Source organism: Flavobacterium sp. KBS0721, from assembly GCF_002007065.3.
Classification (GTDB): Bacteria; Bacteroidota; Bacteroidia; order Flavobacteriales; family Flavobacteriaceae; genus Flavobacterium; species Flavobacterium piscis.
The window spans coordinates 3,187,298-3,203,027 of the sequence record NZ_CP042170.1 but is presented as its reverse complement, the minus strand read 5'-3'; the positions used below and the strand labels follow the sequence as shown (position 1 = coordinate 3,203,027).

General features: G+C 37.1%; 16 protein-coding genes. 7 read left to right on the top strand and 9 right to left on the bottom strand.

From position 1 onward, the window contains the following. Positions 1 to 26: 26 nt before the first annotated feature. The 6 genes from B0M43_RS13955 to B0M43_RS13930 all read right to left on the bottom strand — a co-directional run bounded on the left by B0M43_RS13955 (position 27) and on the right by B0M43_RS13930 (position 6,158). Positions 27 to 617 carry a Crp/Fnr family transcriptional regulator gene (locus B0M43_RS13955; RefSeq protein ID WP_078008813.1) on the bottom strand — a complete coding sequence of 197 codons (591 nt, stop codon included), beginning with the start codon at positions 615 to 617 and terminating at the stop codon, positions 27 to 29. A 173-nt stretch (positions 618 to 790) separates the two neighbouring features. Beyond that, positions 791 to 1,288, bottom strand: coding sequence for a hypothetical protein (locus tag B0M43_RS13950; protein WP_078008815.1), 498 nt, complete (start codon positions 1,286 to 1,288; stop codon positions 791 to 793). A 180-nt stretch (positions 1,289 to 1,468) separates the two neighbouring features. After that, positions 1,469 to 2,032 carry a hypothetical protein gene (locus B0M43_RS13945; protein ID WP_078008817.1) on the bottom strand — a complete coding sequence of 188 codons (564 nt, stop codon included), beginning with the start codon at positions 2,030 to 2,032 and terminating at the stop codon, positions 1,469 to 1,471. A gap of 459 nt (positions 2,033 to 2,491) precedes the next feature. Next, the gene (gene mobC, locus B0M43_RS13940) at positions 2,492 to 4,468 is read right to left on the bottom strand and encodes a conjugal transfer protein MobC (protein ID WP_078008819.1); all 1,977 of its coding nucleotides are present in this window, start codon (positions 4,466 to 4,468) and stop codon (positions 2,492 to 2,494) included. 32 nt (positions 4,469 to 4,500) lie between these two features. Beyond that, positions 4,501 to 5,784: a relaxase/mobilization nuclease domain-containing protein gene (locus B0M43_RS13935; RefSeq protein WP_246860121.1), complete on the bottom strand. Its 1,284-nt coding sequence runs from the start codon at positions 5,782 to 5,784 to the stop codon at positions 4,501 to 4,503. Continuing rightward, on the bottom strand, positions 5,751 to 6,158 hold the full coding sequence (locus tag B0M43_RS13930) for a plasmid mobilization relaxosome protein MobC (protein ID WP_246860120.1): 408 nt from the start codon (positions 6,156 to 6,158) through the stop codon (positions 5,751 to 5,753). Before B0M43_RS13930 ends, B0M43_RS13935 begins: the two co-directional genes overlap by 34 nt. Positions 6,159 to 6,450: 292 nt before the next feature. On the opposite strand from B0M43_RS13930, the gene B0M43_RS13925 reads away from it, so the two are divergent. Continuing rightward, positions 6,451 to 6,744, top strand: a complete 294-nt coding sequence (locus tag B0M43_RS13925; RefSeq protein WP_078008823.1) for a hypothetical protein — start codon at positions 6,451 to 6,453, stop codon at positions 6,742 to 6,744. Positions 6,745 to 6,942: 198 nt separating this feature from the next. On the opposite strand, the gene B0M43_RS13920 is transcribed toward B0M43_RS13925, so the two are convergent. Further along, positions 6,943 to 7,413, bottom strand: a complete 471-nt coding sequence (locus B0M43_RS13920; RefSeq protein ID WP_371296050.1) for a RadC family protein — start codon at positions 7,411 to 7,413, stop codon at positions 6,943 to 6,945. A gap of 612 nt (positions 7,414 to 8,025) precedes the next feature. Between B0M43_RS13920 and B0M43_RS13915 the strand changes: the two genes are divergently transcribed. From B0M43_RS13915 to B0M43_RS13890, 6 genes are all read left to right on the top strand, one after another. Next, positions 8,026 to 9,243 carry a putative phage abortive infection protein gene (locus tag B0M43_RS13915; protein WP_078008828.1) on the top strand — a complete coding sequence of 406 codons (1,218 nt, stop codon included), beginning with the start codon at positions 8,026 to 8,028 and terminating at the stop codon, positions 9,241 to 9,243. A 199-nt stretch (positions 9,244 to 9,442) separates the two neighbouring features. Then, positions 9,443 to 9,895 (top strand): hypothetical protein, encoded by a 453-nt coding sequence (locus tag B0M43_RS13910; protein ID WP_078008830.1) that lies wholly within the window; start codon positions 9,443 to 9,445, stop codon positions 9,893 to 9,895. 376 nt (positions 9,896 to 10,271) lie between these two features. Beyond that, positions 10,272 to 11,636, top strand: coding sequence for a caspase family protein (locus B0M43_RS13905; protein ID WP_078008834.1), 1,365 nt, complete (start codon positions 10,272 to 10,274; stop codon positions 11,634 to 11,636). Between the two features lie 734 nt (positions 11,637 to 12,370). Next, positions 12,371 to 12,607, top strand: a complete 237-nt coding sequence (locus B0M43_RS13900; protein WP_078008836.1) for a hypothetical protein — start codon at positions 12,371 to 12,373, stop codon at positions 12,605 to 12,607. Between the two features lie 417 nt (positions 12,608 to 13,024). Then, a complete protein-coding gene (locus B0M43_RS13895; RefSeq protein ID WP_210418024.1) occupies positions 13,025 to 13,393 on the top strand; it encodes a VOC family protein in 369 nt (122 codons plus the stop codon). 160 nt (positions 13,394 to 13,553) lie between these two features. Further along, positions 13,554 to 14,474: a S41 family peptidase gene (locus B0M43_RS13890; protein ID WP_078008840.1), complete on the top strand. Its 921-nt coding sequence runs from the start codon at positions 13,554 to 13,556 to the stop codon at positions 14,472 to 14,474. Positions 14,475 to 14,708: 234 nt separating this feature from the next. Here the strand turns inward: B0M43_RS13890 and B0M43_RS13885 are convergent, their stop codons facing one another. Together B0M43_RS13885 and B0M43_RS13880 are read right to left on the bottom strand one after the other, a co-directional pair. Continuing rightward, on the bottom strand, positions 14,709 to 15,200 hold the full coding sequence (locus tag B0M43_RS13885) for a hypothetical protein (protein ID WP_078008841.1): 492 nt from the start codon (positions 15,198 to 15,200) through the stop codon (positions 14,709 to 14,711). A gap of 123 nt (positions 15,201 to 15,323) precedes the next feature. Then, complete coding sequence (locus B0M43_RS13880; protein ID WP_078008842.1) at positions 15,324 to 15,551, bottom strand: hypothetical protein; 228 nt, start codon at positions 15,549 to 15,551, stop codon at positions 15,324 to 15,326. Positions 15,552 to 15,730: the final 179 nt, after the last annotated feature.

The following is a 15,730-nucleotide window of genomic DNA, read 5'->3' as shown; positions in this document are numbered from 1 at the left end:
AGCTTCAATGATGGGTAAACGATGACTTAAGTTAAGACTTTTGATTTCTTAAAAATTCGGTTTCTAATTCTGCTCAAACTTTCGGGGCTTACACCTAAAAAATTGGCAATATATTTTTGAGGAACCCTCTGAAAAAGGTCAGGTTGATTTTTTATTAAATTCTGAAACCGCTCTTCTGGTTTGTCTGACGAAAGCGACATTGCAATTTCGGTTGCTCGTTGTGCAACCTTTTCCGCCATTAACCTGCCAAAAGTTTCATATTTATTGCATTCGTTGTATAATTTATAAAGATTTTCTTTTCGGATAACAAATACCGTTGTGTTTTCCATTGCCTGCAAATTCATTATACAAGAAATATTATGAGTAAAACTTTGAAAGTCTGTTACCCAAGCGTTTTCAAAGGAAATATCACAAGTTTTTTCTATTCCATCTTTAATATGAAAGTGTCTGATAGTGCCGTCAGCAATAAAGCCAATGAAGTTGCAGATTTTTCCGTCTTGCAGTAAAAAATCTTTTTTCTTTAAATCTTTAATTTCAAAGTATGTGTCAATAAGTTTAAGTTCTTCGTCTGTCAAAGGAACTTTTGTCTTGCAATATGTTTTAAGTCTGTCAAACATCGTAGGGTCTTGAAAAATTACAGCTAACGTTCCGCCGCTTCACGCAGTTGCGAACTTCGGAACTGTTTATTTTCCACTAAGATAATATTTCTTGCGAAACGCAAACGAGAATTTACTACAAAATGCGCAATTGCTTGAAACGGCTGTTAGCGGTTCGTTGTTTTTTTTAATGATCATTTTTTAAATTCGACTAAAGTTTTATCAATCAAATTTTCAATTTCTAAAAAGTTATTTGCAAGTTGTAAAATTTTTTCTTCCACTTTATTATTTTCCAATTCTACCCATCCTTCCATTAATGTTAGTGGTCCAAAATCTGTTCTTACATTTTCCCATTTATGAGAATAATTTTTAAATTTTTCTCTAAAAGAGTTAGCAAATTTTCTACTTTCTATATTATATCCATTTAATTTTCGAAGTTTCAAAGCGTGGATATTATAATATATTTTTTTTTCTTGCAAAGTTATTTCGTTAACCCAAATCGAAAAAAAAATTCTAGTTTCGGCTGTCAATGGATTCTCTGCTGAATTTGTCCAAGATATTTTATAAAGTTTAAAAAAAATAGAATTTAAAACTTCTCCAATAGCAATTTTAAGTTTTTTTTTAGATAATACTTTTTTATCAATTTGGATTGGTAATTTCTGAAATAAATTTATGTAATCTTCAAATTCCATTTACTTACTTTTTTAATTAGATGTTCAATCTTTACTTGATGACGGACAATCACCGCTAACGTTCTGGCGCTTGGAGAGGTTGGGGAGTAACGATGCGGGATTTTTCGGTTAAACACAAATTTCCCAAGTACAAAACCATCTTTAAATTCAGCCTAAAACCCCAATCTCGCCAAACGGCTGTTAGTGGCTGTTCCTGTTCCTGTTGATTTCTTTTTTAGATAATATTATTAAAATTAAAATATTTAAAAGTAAAATGTAATACCCATATTTGATGTTATTCATAATAGCAATTCCATATTTGGCTAGAAGTATTAGCATTGAACAGATCAATAATCCTAAATTTAATAATGAGAATTTATAAACTTTATCTAAACACTCTTTTAAAGCGAAAAATAATACAAGAATGGATAACAAAATAAAAGAAGTAAAACATAAAGTTGGAAAAAGTGTCCAATCTTTAAAATCTTCAATTACTAATTTGCGAAAACCAGAAAATCCCAATTCATAGGCGTTTTCTGTCCATTCTTTTCTCACTCGTTCCAATTCAAGATTTCTATTTTGTTGGGTCAAATGATTTAAAGAATCATTTTTAAATTTTAGAGTTTCTGCACTTGAAGTAGAATCAATAATTATTTCGTCTTCATAATGTCTTTTAGGGATTGAATCATCTGAACACTTTTGAAAGCACGGAAATGTGCAAACAATAAATATAGAAATGGAAAAAAATTTAATTAGTTTCTTCATAATTGGTTTGTTTTGGAATAGCCACTAACTTGCATATATGTCTGACCACGTAAGACTTATCCACCCTAAATTGGTGTGCTATGTCTGACAAATATCAGTATTTAATGATTTTCAAAAATAGGATTTTTATTTCATACACCACCATTCGGACTTTGATTTATAATTTCTGTAAACATGATTGAAGTATCCTCTTTCTGATAAGCAACGGAACAAGACTATAACGTCTATCCTGCAAATCTCATTAAATCATACAAAATCAAACGACGACTAATTAATTATTCCGTTCCAATAAACCAATCACTCCACCCAGCCTTCCCATCACCGCCCAAAATCAAAATAAAACACTCTGAAAAAAATAAAAACAGTCTAAAACCAATTAACCAATTAACTAAGAAAAAAAGAACTTCCCTACATCTGTTCTGTACTGCCGTAATCCAAACACCCAAACAAAAGCAAACATCACTTCTTTACAATCAGATAAGACAGCGCGGGATCCTGCAGCAGTCGCTGCATCTCGCTATAGATAATATCCTGCACATCGCGCCGGATCTGGCTGAAATTCTGCTGGATCATGGCATTATCGAGTTTTCTCACCGTCGGTATCTCCTTATAGCTTTCCTCCTCTTTCCGCAGCGCCTCATGATCATTTACAATTTCGCAGTGGAAGGTCTTCAGACGGATCCTGCACTGCGGATCATCGGCTGTCATGCCGACAAATTCCCCCGAGCTCAGCGAAGAAATCTTCGAAGGCGGCACGGCGGCTTCCAGTTGCCGGGACCGGCTGATGGACGTATCGGAGCTGTTAATGGATATGCTCTCGCGGTCCTGCATGATTTTGCCAAAACGTTCCGAGAGCTGTTTGGCCGTATCCCCTGTCACCTGTCCCGAGATAATATTTCCCGTGATGTTCATAATGACATCGGCCTGCTCGCGTCCGTAATCTTTGCGCAGCTGGCTGAAGTCCTGCACCCCAAGACAGGTGCTTACCTTGTTGCTTCTTGCCGTGGCAATCAGGCTGTCCATATTATTGAGATAGATGGTAGGGAATTCATCAAAAATAAGGCTCGATTTGAGCTTTCCTTTTTTATTGACCAGCTTCACCAGCCGGTTCACATATAGCGATAATACCGCCCCGTAAATCTGTATTTTCTGCGGGTTGTTTCCCATGCAGATAATCTTGGGCTCCAGAGGATTATTGATATCCAGGGTAAAATCATTTCCCGAGAGCACGTAATACAATTGCGGGGAGGACAGCCTGGCCATGGCTACCTTGGCAGAAGCTATCTGTCCTTCCAGCTGCTCCATCGCATCGTTGAGATAGGCATTGATAAAAGGGTTGATGAGCACCTCGATTTCTTTATCGGTGCGCAGCAGCGTAAAGAGACTGTCATAGTCGGCCTGCATGAGTTCAATCACATGCGGCAGGGTGCAGAATTCCCCGTCCTTGTAGCGTCTGAGATACCAGATCACAGCCGATAAAAAATTGATCGGCGACTCCACAAAAAAGTCGCCCTGGCGCTTGATCCATTCGCGGTTGAGTCCCATCAGTATGGTTCTGGCGGACTCCGAAGCATCGGTGATGTCTTCCATGCTCTGGGGATCCAGCGGATTGCAGCGGTGCATGATGGTATCAAAATTAATAAAGTAACATTTGGGGGCAACGGCATATACCTGCTTGTATTTTTCAAAGGTATTGTAGACAATTCTGGAAAGGTCATCGTATTTAAAATCATACACAAACATGCTGAAGCCTTTGGCAATGTGCTGGGTAATGACATGCCGGATGACAAAGTAGGATTTACCCGATCCCGGGGTGCCCAAAACCAGAAGCCCGCGAAACGGATTGATGATATTGATCCAGCTATTGCGCAGTTTGTTTTTTAAATAATACTGTGCCGGCAGGTTGATGGAATACTCATTTTCCAGCAGGCGTTCTTCCTGGGGAAAGGTCTCATTTTCACTGTTGAAAATATCTACGGCAGACAGCCTGCTGCGTATCAGCCGCGAGAGCAGTGTCCCCCCTGAAAGCACCAGCAGAAAGCCTGCCGACGCCGCCAGCATATAAACAGCTGCTGTATACTCCACAGCAGCAGCCAACAACAGCAACAATCCGCTTAAAAAATACAGCAGCAGTCCCAAAACCATCCGGTAAACGGCAGTCTTACACTGCAGTTTTTCATCCTTTTTGCCCTTCGCCCCGAGCAGTGAAATCAAAAGCAGTCCGAGCGCCGCAAACTTGGAAATATAAAAATTTTCAAAGAGCCCGGTCCTGTAAACCGACCCCAGGATTTTGTCTCCCAGCGAACCCGTAAGATTCCATGCCTTAAAAGCTTCATAACAATAATAGTAAAAGTGCCCTAGCAGCAAAAGAATGCTGATGAGCCTTGTCATATCGAGTATTTTTCTCAGTGCCTGTTCGTTTTCCCCTGTCTGCATAGCGCTAAATTTTTAATTCCTTATTTCTAAAACTAATTCCTGTCTGCGGTTCCTCTCCTTCTTCTTTTCCTGCGCCTTGCCTTAAATCTTCCCGCGACATAATCTCCCTGCACTTCCGGTTTGAAAAGTTCCTCAAGCACCTTCACCGGATTGCCGCCTGAATTGCTTTCAAAAGCGCTTTCTTTCGGCTCTTTACAAGCCGTATGCGGGACTATTCCATCCCCTGAAACCGCTGCTGCTTTGGCGGTACTACCGCAGCGTTCGAGCATGCCTTTGGCGCTGTACTTTTTCCCCAGCGCACTGCCGTTCAGAACACATTTCGAGAAGTGATCCACATAGGTTATTCCGTAAAGATGTCCCCCGGTACTTTTTCGCAGCACCACGTCGATGCCTTCTTTGTGCAGCACGGAAACCAGCTTTTTCAAATCCATGTCCCGCCGCAGCAAAGCACCGTCCACCGCGCTTCTTATCCTGTTCTTTTCAAATACCTTCTCAATACTGTTCAGCGCAAATCGGCGCTCTAGAAAAGCAAGCGTGGGCTTCATCGCAAAATCACTTGCCTTGATGGGAACCCCTGCGCGTTTCCCGTCCTTGTCCAGGATACGGTACACCAGTCCGCCGGTCCTGAAAATCCTCGAATCTGCACTCCCCCTGTCGGCCCTGATATTGTAGAGCTGCAGCACGGCATTGAGCTCTGAAAGCGAGCCGTATTTATAATTGAATAGCACGGAATAAAGCACGCCTGACATGGCTTTTTTAGACTCGGATCTGCCGTATAAAACCCTGCCCGACCATGCAGGTTTTACCAATGGAACATCCTCCATCCTCCTGCCCTGCGCCGGCACCAGACGGAATTCTTTTTCGATTTCTTTTCTGGCTTTTTCAGACTGGTTTTTCCCGATGTTTTGCATGTCGATCCGCGAACCGTCATCCCGGACTTTTATGGAGACCAGATGGATGTGCGGATGTGCCGCATCATCATGCCGGTAAACCAGATAAGGCTGCTCCCCGAAGCCTATCTTTTCCATATAGGCAGCGGCTATGCGCAGGAGCTTTTCGGTGGAATAATTCTCAGAGGGATGAAAGTTTAAAGAGATGTGTACGCTGTTTCTTTTTACATTGCCGTTCAGCGCATTCTGATGCAGCAGCCTGCCGAGTTTCATAGCCTGATCCAGCTCTGCTGCCGTAGCCGGATAATTCCCTTCCCCGATACACTCCGCAGTACCTTCTTTCACCTTGTTTTCATTGTAAGTGAAAATACTCCGAACGGAATGTCCCGTATTTATGACTGCAACCATTTCCGGGTAATTTTCCATGTCATTTTCCGGATCTCCTCCACCTGGGTCAGCAGTCTTTCGCGCTGTGCTGCTGTGCTTAAAATCCACTGCCTGAATTCGGGGATCTGCTGCAGGGTATGCAGTTTTTTAACGCTCTGGTTAAAGTTGTTTCCAAGGGCCGCGAGCTCCTTTCTCAGACGGATATACTCGAGCATGAATTCGTCAAGTGAGGCGTCCCGGTGCTTAACGGTTACAGGCTTATGCAAAAGGCAGTTCCTGAGGTATTCGCTCATCTGCCTGCAGGCTGTCGCTTTGAATCTTCTCTCCAATGCCGCATATTCAGCAGCGGTAAAGCGCACCGCCGCAATGCGCGTTCTGTTTACAACTTCTTTTCCCATCTTCTTTCTTATCATCTTTCCCTTTGCTTTTTTTAAACTCTTTTCCTTCCGGTTGCACTGCCCGCGAGTTCCGAGCCGGGGCAGCCAGATTCGTTTGTTTAACAAACGGACATCTGGCCGACTGCAGGAACGGGGCAGTCTTACAGCAGCTGCATAATTATTACAGTAGCCATTTTAATGCTGCTGACAACGAAATTATAAAAGCTTCTCCAGTCCTTCCTATCAGGTCCATATTTTGAACGGGGTGTTTTTAAAGCTTCTGCCTATCTTTGAATGATCCAATTATTAATTTAAAAACGTGTGAACTATGCTGACAGAAAATGATGCTGCCCAGGTTTTTGATACCATACTGAGTATCCCGGGCATGAATGAAACGGTGAAAATTGATCTGAAGATTTCACGAAAAAATGTGCTGCTGCTCCACCATGTGATTGAGCGTGGCCTGATTGAAAATCAAGGCAGTCCTTCGGTGCTGCTGCAGCGCACCGGCCAGGAAAATATTGCCGAATTAAAACAGCTTTCTGCTGACTGTCTGGCAAGGGCAGGACTTGCGGAACTCAATGAAAAATTGGCCGGCCTGGGCGCTGCAAAGAAACAGTAAAAACAAAAAAAAAACACCGTCAGCATGAAGTGCCGGCGGTGTTTTTTATTTCATATCAGGTTGAAGGCATCAGGTTGAAGGTTACCACAATAAACAGCTAAAAGTTTGCAGATACCTGCGACTCTTTCACAGCGTTCCAGCCTCTGCCTTACAGAGCAGCAGCGCCCCTGTTTAAAGAAAAAAAAAGAAAAAAAGGCGCTATAAAGCGCCTTCATCTGCAAAGGAATAATAGTTTTCTGAACTGACAATCACGTGATCCAGCAGCTTAATGTCCAGCAGTTCTCCTGCCTGTTTAATCTTTCTGGTGATGCTCTTATCAGCTTCTGAAGGACTTGTCTTACCAGAGGGATGATTGTGGCTGACGATGATGCCCACAGCACTGGATTTGAGTGCAGCGGCAAACAGGAGTCTGATGTCAACAATAGTGCCTGAGATGCCTCCTGAAGAAGCTTCATAAATACCCAGTACCCTATTGGACTGGTTGAGCAGCAGCACTTTGAACTGCTCCAGAAATTCAATCTTGCCTGGATCCCAGCAGTCTTTCAAAAGTGCATAGGCACATCTGGAGGATGTAATAAGAGGTCTCTGGGAACTTTTAACTTTTGTTTTATAAATCAGATCGATTTCTGAAACGATTTTCCAATAGTTGTTTGCTGCAGTTTTCATGATGCTAAATATTTAAGATTAATTTTAGCACCGCCCGCGGGCAGAAGCAAGCAAGCGCAGAAAGCAACGCAATAAAGCAGGACGAATGTCCTGCATTTATGGGAGAATTTTATGCAGCGCCCCGCCGCGCTTTGCCCGAACTTTGTGATGGAATTAAACGGTATTTACATCCCCGCTGCACCTGTGTCAGAAAGGATGAGGATCACCGCATAGATGGAGATTTTTCAGCAAGACCTGAAAGGCCCGGCCTTGCTTTTGCTCAAGGACAACGACTACCTTTGCTCCTGAAATAAAACAAAAGCATACAGGGTCTTGGATAAAAAGTAAAAGGGAAGCAATTGGGATACTATTGGATAAGAGTAACAGGTAAGAAAAGCAGTCAGCTTGGGGTGAATTCCAAAAGATGGTACTTAAAGCTACGAAGTATAGAAGCCACAGTCTAAAATTAAATAGTCACAGCTATTGCCTCACAGCTCAAAAAGATTTGGTATTTATTCATATATTCGCTTAAAAATCTTACTAATGGCACAAAGCCAGCTAGAAAAGCCGTAGTGGCGTCATTTTATGGCTGGTATAAATTAGTTATGCGTCACCTTACCAAAACACACTAAATATATGACAACATACATTATTATAAATTCTTTTATTTCCTTTTTGACAATCTCATTTTGTGCATATCTTTTTTATTGGCACAAGGCAAATCAGCAAAAAAAAGACAAGAAAAAAAGTACAAAAAAAAACAAAAACACTAATCTTGATTGGAAAATTTATTTTTTATTAATTCTCTCATTTATACTTGTTGTTTTAGCGTTTATTGCCCCATTTATTTTTACAAGGTTAACAATAAACAAAGATTTTGACTTTACTCAAACTGGACCAATTGGAGATACAATCGGTGGTTTAATGAATCCATTTATTGCTCTTGCTGGTGTAATTGTAACAGGACTTGCTTTTTATATTCAATACAAAGCAAATCTTCAACAGAGAGAATTATTTGAAATGGAGCAAAAAGAAAGTAAAAGTCAACTTCAAGAACAAATTGACAACCAAAATCACCAAAATAAAATTCAACAGTTTGAATCTCAATTTTATGAAATGTTAAAACTTCATAGAGAGAATATAACTGAAATGAAAATCAATGGATATGATTTCGAAGAAACAGAAAACTCACTAAAGAAATTTGAAAAAACAACCGAAGGGAGAAAATTATTTGTAGTGATGAAAACGGAATTTGAATGTATTCTAAACCTTTATACTAAAAACAATAATAAGTTAGATAAATTAGGATTCCAAAAATGCTATGAGCTTTTTTTTTCTGGATTAGATGCTTACGAAAAAGCTTACCCCACAGAAACTGTTTTCATTGAGTTATTAAAAAAAGCAAGAAGAAACCACGAAAATCCTTTAAAACAAAACATAACAACTAATAAAGACAGGAAAGAATTTATAGCCAATGTCGAACTATATTTCAATTACAAACCCTTTTCAGGACATTCCCAAAGACTTGGACATTATTTTAGACATCTTTATCTAACTGTAAAATCTATTGCTAATAGTAAAATTGTAACTGATTATGATGAAAAAATGAAATATTTAAGGATTTTAAGGGCACAACTTTCAAATCACGAGCAAATACTATTGTTCTATAATTGGTTAAGCGAATATGGAAATGATTGGGAAAATGATAAGCATTCCTTTTTCACTGAGTATTGTATGATTCATAATTTATGGCACAAATCTTTGTTTGAGGATAAATATATTTCAGATAATATAAATTATTTGCGAACAAAAAAAGTGGAACTCAGAACAGGAAAAATGTTTGAAATCGGCTAAAAAGGCGACGCATAACAGCCACTACAATGGATTTGGGCATTGGGCTTAATGTAAATATGGTTTTATACTTGGGATATTTACTTCGTCTGTTCGCTATCGCTCGGGTGGCAAATCCGAAGAATGGTCTTAATTTAGTCCCAAAACCGCTGTAGTGCCAAGAAGTTAGCGGCAATCATAATAAAACAATCGTAGATAATATATGAGAAATTCAGACGACATTACAGATGATGAAATTAGAGCAAGAACTAAAAAGTTCAATAGTCTATTACAACATCCTTATACTAAAGTTTGTAAAGAAATGCAAAGTGAAATTTTTAGAAATCCAGATTTTAACGAATGGAAAAATAATGGAAAAAATCTTATTTATACTTTGAAAGTAAAATACAAAAAAGAGTTTGATGATATAGATGATAACTTAGTTCTATTCAGGATGGCTAAATTTCCCGAGCTTCTTTTCGAAATAGAAAATGATGAAAAATTGCAGGAAGTTGAAATTCTTAAGTTAGAACCAGATTATAATGAACTGATTAAAGGAATTTCATATTATTCTGAGGAAATTTATGAAAATGACAATGCTAAAACCGAAATAGATAATATTGTCGGACAGATAATCAATTTTATTAATACTAATTATCCTGATTTATTTTCTTAATAATTCCAGCCGATAACAGCGGTTTCCCGCGATTGGGGTTTTAGGATTAATGGAAAATTGGTTTTGTATTTGGAAAATTTGTGTTTAACCGAAAAATCCCGCGTCTTTATTCCCCAACCTCGCCTAGCACCAGAACGTTAGACGACATTTTTGACGAGAAAAAACTACATAAAACTACATAAAACAACATTTAAAATATGAAACAAATTGAATATATTGAGGTTATTTATTTATATATACTAGGGGTTACAACCTGAGAAAAAAAGCTTTTACAAACCGCTGACTATCAAAAAATAAAAAATATCACTTACAATTTATTTCTTTAACTTCCCAAAAACTTCTCAGAATTCTAAATAAATAAAATAACCAAATACAGATGAATATAGCAATTATCTTAGCAGTAAGTAAATACAAAATCCCTGGTAATGATTTACCAGCTTCCAAAAAAGATGGGGAAATTATACATGAAATTTTATTAGGAGCAAATAAGTATGATGAAATCCTTTATTTAAACGAGAATGAGTCCAGCTTAGAAGTAAAGGAAAAACTAAGTTCATTTTTTACGAAGTGTTCAACATCGCATATTGAAGAACTGTTTTTTTATTATTCGGGACATGGTGAATTTTCGAATGGTAAATTTTACTATCTGTTGTCAGATTTTGAAGAAAGAAAAAGACACCAAACAACTTTACAAAATGAAGAGTTCGACAATTTTGCTCGTAGCTTAAATCCTGAATTAGTCGTTAAAGTTGTTGATGCTTGTCAATCAGGAGAAAGATACATTAAAGAATTTGATATCCTCCCTAAATACTTCATAGAAACAAAAGAAGGTTTTAAAAATTGTTATTTTCTTTATTCCTCTTTGAATACTCAATCTTCTTATCAGGATAATAATTTAAGTTTTTTTACTAAAAGTTTCATTGATGCAATTAAACAGCATCCATTAGATCAAATAAGTTATATAAATATTATTGAATTTATCACCGACGAATTTCATCATGTTGGCGATCAGACACCATATTTTGTAATTCAAGCACAAATGACTGAAAAATTCTGTTATTATAACAATGAACTAAGAGGATATTTAAATGATCTTGCCCTACTGGGTAAAATCAGTGAGGACGAGCAAAAAGGTCATTCAACGCTAGTAGACTTAGTTAAAAAGAATGCTAAAAATTATGTTGATAAAGCTGGTGCTTTAAAAGCTATAATTTTTTGTAAAAAAGAATTTGATAAACTGCAATTAGATAAAGATATCAAACAATTATACAATCCTACAATCTCCTATAGTCGAGATAATGATAATTTTGTTGGTGCTAGAATTATTGGAAAATGGCTACATAGAAACACTAATAATTTCCTTGCAAAGCCCGCATATGATTTTCCGGGTAGCTCCGAAGAAAAGGACATTATCGGCTATGAATTTTTATTTGAAGAAGCCCCGTTTAATTTTTTAACAATCGAACTACAAAGTAAGTTTCCAAATTTAAAATCTTATCAGTCTAATATTGCGCTGTTAGTATCAAAGAAAGAACTCACCTTTTTCCATAGTATTTTTACATATAAGGAAAGTGGATGGGATCTCGAAAAACTTGAAACGGTTAGAGGTAAATGGCTGTATACGACAAATTTGATTGCAGATCAAAGTGATATTAAAGATGGTATTGAGGTAATTTTTGACGAAATAAATAAAGTAATAACTGCCGATATTGACACTCAACTCGGGTTAGATCTAATTTAATATTTATAATATATTAAACGGCTTTTGACTTCCCATAAACATCCCAACACAAGCATATGACATCTATAAATCAAGCAATTAAATCGCAGTTTTGTTTCCAGCCGAGGTCACAAAGAAGCCAAATGGCGCCATTTTCCATATAACCTTTTTATTAGTTAAAAGAGCAGCAGTGTACTATGTTTTATTGCATCAGTATAAAAAGTTGCGTATTTAGAAAAGCTAAAATACAGGTCTATTTTTAGGTTCTTAATTGATATTCTGCTTCTGCAGCCACAAAACCTATGTGTTTTTTTTGGATGGAATTAATAATAGCTTTGCTAGAGAATTGTGGTGAATGGTATTTTAAAAAAAAATGAGTATTGATTTGAAATACAACAATTGGTTTCGAATGTGCAGTTCTCCAAAACAAAATAGGGCTGCCCAGCAGCCCTAGCCCCGATTGCTTCGCCAGTTCGCTTCGCTCGTGTGCAGTGGAAATCCTTTTGTGCCGGGGTTCGACACAAAAGATTGCAACGCATAGCGGGAAAAAGCTCCTAAAAAAAGCATTAAGGAAGTAAAACAATCAGACCAGGACCGGCAGTAAAAAGCGATTGTAAAAGTAAAAATAAAATCGGCAGGATAATTCGATGACTGCCAGTATAGTTGGAACAAAAGCAGAGAAGACAACTTATATTTTAAGCCAACACCCCCCATAACCCCTTGACAAACCTGAACTTTTTACCTATTTTTGCCCCATGACCCCAGAAGAAATAAAACGCTATTTTGAAGCAACTCCCCCGCCTGAGGAAGTGGAGTTAAAGCCATGGGCTAAAATCACAGATTCCCAGCTTTTCCTTAAAAGCTGTTTCCTTACTATATACCATTATAAGGGAGACCTTGAAATGTGCCCTGCCTGGTGGCATTTAAAAGAGTTCTATACACTTGTAAGGCGAGCTTCAAAGGAAAATAAAATCGAGAATCAATCGGAATAAAGCTGAAATCTGCCTGCTTTAAACTCATCTTTATACTTACTAAATAGTGATGGACATACCCTGGTCCATATTCCCTGGGCAATTCCTGATACTTGATCAATCGAGGTCTAAAACTAAATCAGGTGATTTTAAACTACAGCAAAACAAAACAACTCATTGAAAGCCTACTGCTGCACAGCTAAGAGATTTAATATATTATTGTTATATTCGCTAAAGAATCTTACCAATGGCACAAAGCCGGCTATAAAAGCCATACTCATTGGCGGGAAAATTGGAATCTTTCTTTTAGTCCATTTCGCAGATAAAGGCTAGATTGCAAAGGATAATCCGAATAACAAACACTTTTACATCTGACAAAAGGGGCGGCAAGAATTTACAAAACTGGCGATAGACCATTCACAAATAAATCAGAAAAACATGAGTATCATTAACAATTACGATAATTTCTTTCTGCCTGTCGACAATATTGACCAAGCAAAAGAGTTCTATACAAACAAGCTTGGGCTTGGCATCAAGTTTGACTTTCCTGATAAAGGTATGACTGCTTTTAAAGTTGGTAGTAACGAACCTGCAATTATTGTGACCACTATTAAAAATGCGAAACCCGCAATTTGGTTCACCGTTGACAATGTTCAAGATGCATACGAAGACCTAAAACAAAAAGGAGTTGAGTTTTTAAGTGAGCCGTTCGAGATTAAGACCGGACTCTCTGTTGAGTTCAAAGATCCGTTCGGAAATAAATTGGGATTGACAGACTATTCTAAAATGCCAAAATCGACTATCTAATCTTCGTTTTCAACTTAAAATTTCAATATTTTCCAAGGACTCGGATGCTTCGCGTGTTCGGCAAATCCAAAAATAGAGATTAATTTAATATCAAACCCGCGGTAGTGCCAGAAAGTTGTAGGCAATTTTGGACACCACATAAATTTAAAATCATAGTCGTATGAAGTATATATTTACACTTTTCTTTGTAGTTATCCTTACGACTAATTGTTATAGTCAAAATAAAGATAGAGAGGAGTTAAAAAAAGTATCCAATGAGATATTGACATACATTAAAGAATACTCAATAGTTACTGACTCCATAAACTGGAAAGAATTCCGTAGAGATATTTTGACAAAAATTACAAAATTGGATGACGTTGATTCAAATAAAATTATCTTTTCTTCAATTCTGGATAAACTACGACAGTACGGAGATTTTCATTCTTTTTATTCTGATAAGTCTAATTTAAAAAAAATAGTATCAAACGATACAACTTTAAATTATCCATCATCAAAAATTATCGATGATTCAATTGGCTATATTTCTCTACCTACACATTTGTCGATGAATGAAAAAGATAATTTTATCTATGCCGATACATTAAGAAAACAAATTCGATTATTGGATGAAAAATATTCCATAAAAGGCTGGATTGTAGATTTAAGAGGAAATGGGGGCGGAAATATGTGGCCAATGTTAGCAGGGCTAAACCCAATTATTGAAGATGGAACTGTCGGATATTTCGTGTCAAAAGGAAAAAGAATAAAATGGCAAAGTACTTCTAAAAACAACTATAAATGCAAAAACCTACATAACAAGATAGCAATATTAATTGATTCATTAACAGGCAGCAGTGGAGAAATGGCAGCAATATCATTGTTAGGCAGGGAAAACTCAAAATCTTTTGGAACAAAAACAAGTGGTTATACTACAGCAAATCAGAATTTTAAATTATCAAACGGAGCAATGCTTTTTTTAGCGACTGCCTATTGCGAAGATAGAACAAAGAAAAAATACATCGGAAAGATAACTCCTGATGTTGAAGTTTCAGATAACACAAAAACCATAACAAAATCTAAAGAATGGTTACTCGAATAACAATAAACTGTCTACAACAAAGTTTTATCAAAATCGGGGCCGAACGGCTTGGATTGGAGATTTGTCTAAGGCGAAACATTCGTTCAACGATTGAACTTTGATAAAATAAGCGCAAAATGTGTACCATACATTGACAAGTTGCTATCTAGTTGTTATATATTTTCAGTTTGCGCTACCGTACTATATTGAACCGAAAACTTATATAAAAAACAACTGTTTGATTTTTTTACTTTATCAAACCCCTACCGATTTTTTAATAAACTCTGTAATTATGGGGTTCGGTTGTTCTTCTACCGAGGTTAATGCGGGCTGAAATAATGTTCCAACAAAGAACGGATGCAAATTAACTTCAAAAGATCTATAATTACCGTCCTGTGATATTGATGTGAAAGTCATTCCTTTTTCTTCCAATAAAGGAATATATTTTTCATTTAGCCCATAACGGCAAGAGTATTTGCCTAATAATTCTTCTTGACTTAAAACTTTGTAGAGACAACTCGTTTTGTGAATTATCTTTAAGTTTTCCTGCTCGCCTTTTAGTGAGCAGGCTAATTTCTTTATCAACAAATCGGGCCCATCTGGATTTATTTCCTCATGATCTGCATTCTCTATTCCACATACATTCTTAGCAAATTCAATAACCATATGTTGAAACCCGCCACAATTCCCAAAAGTTGGAATGTTATTAATTCTGGAATATTTAATTGCGTTTATAACATTTTTCATATTCCAGATGTGAATATTATGGAAGATATGGAGAGCCTCAAATTAAAATACAAGTAAGAATAACACAAAAAGGCTCCAAATTGGAGCCTTTTTCTTTCACTTGCTGTGAATAAACAACTTGTATTAGCCATTATTTTCATGAAGAATTTCGTCTATTTTATATTTTATGATTGTATTGTTAGACAATACAAATATCTTTTTTACATCTTCATTTCTGTAATACACAGGCCTCACTCCTTTACCCTGCTGCCCGCAGATTTTTGAATCAATTGTTTCGAGCTTTACAAGTACAGGCTCTATTAACTGTTTTACTCTCATAACATAAAAGAGTTTTCTTTCATTTTTTGCCATCACGAAAAATTTAAATTTTGACACTAAACATTTTTTAATAGGTATTACTAGCTCTCAAGTCTTCTTCTTCTCTCGTGCATTTTTGTAATCAGTTCTTCCAAAAATGTAATCTGCTTCTCTTTATATTTATATCCCTTACGTTCGGAAAACTGTCTGCTGATCTACTTAATATTCGACTG

Bases quoted from the DNA above. Each gene is read 5' to 3' on its own strand.
- mobC (WP_078008819.1), bottom strand. From the start codon at position 4,468: ATGCAGACAGGGGAAAACGAACAGGCACTGAGAAAAATACTCGATATG.
- B0M43_RS13935 (WP_246860121.1), bottom strand. From the start codon at position 5,784: ATGGAAAATTACCCGGAAATGGTTGCAGTCATAAATACGGGACATTCC.
- B0M43_RS13910 (WP_078008830.1), top strand. From the start codon at position 9,443: ATGAGAAATTCAGACGACATTACAGATGATGAAATTAGAGCAAGAACT.
- B0M43_RS13885 (WP_078008841.1), bottom strand. From the start codon at position 15,200: ATGAAAAATGTTATAAACGCAATTAAATATTCCAGAATTAATAACATT.
- B0M43_RS13905 (WP_078008834.1), top strand. From the start codon at position 10,272: ATGAATATAGCAATTATCTTAGCAGTAAGTAAATACAAAATCCCTGGT.
- B0M43_RS13955 (WP_078008813.1), bottom strand. From the start codon at position 617: ATGTTTGACAGACTTAAAACATATTGCAAGACAAAAGTTCCTTTGACA.
- B0M43_RS13890 (WP_078008840.1), top strand. From the start codon at position 13,554: ATGAAGTATATATTTACACTTTTCTTTGTAGTTATCCTTACGACTAAT.
- B0M43_RS13945 (WP_078008817.1), bottom strand. From the start codon at position 2,032: ATGAAGAAACTAATTAAATTTTTTTCCATTTCTATATTTATTGTTTGC.
- B0M43_RS13895 (WP_210418024.1), top strand. From the start codon at position 13,025: ATGAGTATCATTAACAATTACGATAATTTCTTTCTGCCTGTCGACAAT.
- B0M43_RS13915 (WP_078008828.1), top strand. From the start codon at position 8,026: ATGACAACATACATTATTATAAATTCTTTTATTTCCTTTTTGACAATC.
- B0M43_RS13900 (WP_078008836.1), top strand. From the start codon at position 12,371: ATGACCCCAGAAGAAATAAAACGCTATTTTGAAGCAACTCCCCCGCCT.
- B0M43_RS13930 (WP_246860120.1), bottom strand. From the start codon at position 6,158: ATGATAAGAAAGAAGATGGGAAAAGAAGTTGTAAACAGAACGCGCATT.
- B0M43_RS13950 (WP_078008815.1), bottom strand. From the start codon at position 1,288: ATGGAATTTGAAGATTACATAAATTTATTTCAGAAATTACCAATCCAA.
- B0M43_RS13880 (WP_078008842.1), bottom strand. From the start codon at position 15,551: ATGGCAAAAAATGAAAGAAAACTCTTTTATGTTATGAGAGTAAAACAG.
- B0M43_RS13925 (WP_078008823.1), top strand. From the start codon at position 6,451: ATGCTGACAGAAAATGATGCTGCCCAGGTTTTTGATACCATACTGAGT.